1 protein-coding gene is annotated in these 1,494 nt (G+C 69.3%); it reads right to left on the minus strand.

The window, feature by feature from the left end; translation table 11 throughout:
- Positions 1 to 221: 221 nt before the first annotated feature.
- Positions 222 to 1,439 (minus strand): IS701 family transposase, encoded by a 1,218-nt coding sequence (locus ABZV38_RS40425; protein ID WP_356333960.1) that lies wholly within the window; start codon positions 1,437 to 1,439, stop codon positions 222 to 224.
- Between the last annotated feature and the right edge of the window lie 55 nt (positions 1,440 to 1,494).

The raw sequence follows: 1,494 nt of genomic DNA on the forward strand, positions 1-1,494 counted from the left end.
GGTACTACAGCCGGTGTTGTCACGGTGAGTGTTCTCGTTGGCGGTAGTGGCTGATGCGGGCTTGTGTCTGGTGGCGGCGTCGCCAGCGGTTCCAGTGCAGGGCGAGCCAGGTTCTGGCGGCGCGGGCGGGGGCCAGGACGATCCGGTCGTACATGCGGCGGATTTCGTTCAGGGACAGCGGGACGACGGCCTCCTCCTGCTCGTCGGTCGGGTCGGTGCGCTCAGGGGGTGGGGTGGTGGGGGCGTATGCGTCGGCTCCGCACGTCGGCGAGGAAGGCCAGGGCGAGCATGCACACGGTGGTCTGCCGGTACCAGGAGTTCCACTTGCGCACTTCGTGCTGGTCGAAGCCGACCTCGTTCTTCGCCGCTTGAAAAGTCTCCTCGACCATCCACCGCTGACCCGCGGCGATCACCAGTTCGGCCAGGGTGGTGCCGGGGGCGTGGTGGCACAGGAAGTAGGCGACCTCGCAGACGAGTTCGCCCTTCTTGTTCTTCTTGTTCGGCACGGTGGAACGCCGGATCAGCAGGGTCCGCTTCAGTCCGGCGGGGGCGGGGGCCAGGTCGACGACGGCGAAGTCGTAGGCGCGCGGCCCCTTGGCCCCGTCCGCGCACGAGCGGCGCTCCATCAGAGTCTCGGGAACCCTCGCCCACAGCTGTCGTGCCTCTTGGGTACGGCCGTCGGACAGCGGCAACACTTCGTTCTTCGGGATCGCCATCACGTAGCGGACCTGGTGTTCTTCCAGCCAGGTGCGCAGGGACCGCGAGCCGCCGTAGAGCTCGTCGGCCAGGAAGTAGGTGAAGGGCACCCCGGCGGCGAGGGCACGCTCGACCATGCGCCGGGCCAGCTCCGGTTTGGTGAGAACGGCGCGGGCCCGCTCCTCGGGCACCCCGGCCTCCTCGCAGCGTCGGCGGTGTTCCTCGCCACGGCCCGCCCAGTGCTGCCCTGCATACAGCTCCCGGTCGATGATCGCCCGCCCGCGCGAGGATCCGTAGGAGAGGTGCACGCTGACCTGGGCGTTCTCGACCTGTCCGGTGACACCCGTGTACTGGCGGGCCACCCCGGCGCTCTTGGCGCCCTTCTTGATGTCACCGGTCTCGTCCGCGATCAGCACCGCGTCCTCGGCCCGCAGCGAGTCCACCACGAACTCCCGCACCCGGTCGCGCAGTTCGTCGGCGTCCCAGGACGCGCGGGCCAGGAAGTCCTGCAGCCGGTCCGGCGAGGCGTGCCCGGCCGCCTCCGCGACCTGCCACATGTTCTTGCGCGGCACATCCGACAGCAGTCCGCGCACCATCGCCCGCAGATTCTCCCGCGAGGCCGGCCGGCGGAACACATCGTCCACCGACGCACACAGCCCCTCCAGATCCGCGTCCCAGCACCGGACCTCGTCCGCGGTCAACTCATCGCGCCGGACCAGACCCGGCGGCAGCATCAGCCCCATGCACCGCCAACGAGTCCGATCACCATCACGTCACGTGAACAACCGGCTGTAGTAC

The sequence above is a fragment of the Streptomyces sp. NPDC005181 genome (genome assembly GCF_040608395.1).
Taxonomy (GTDB): Bacteria; Actinomycetota; Actinomycetes; order Streptomycetales; family Streptomycetaceae; genus Streptomyces.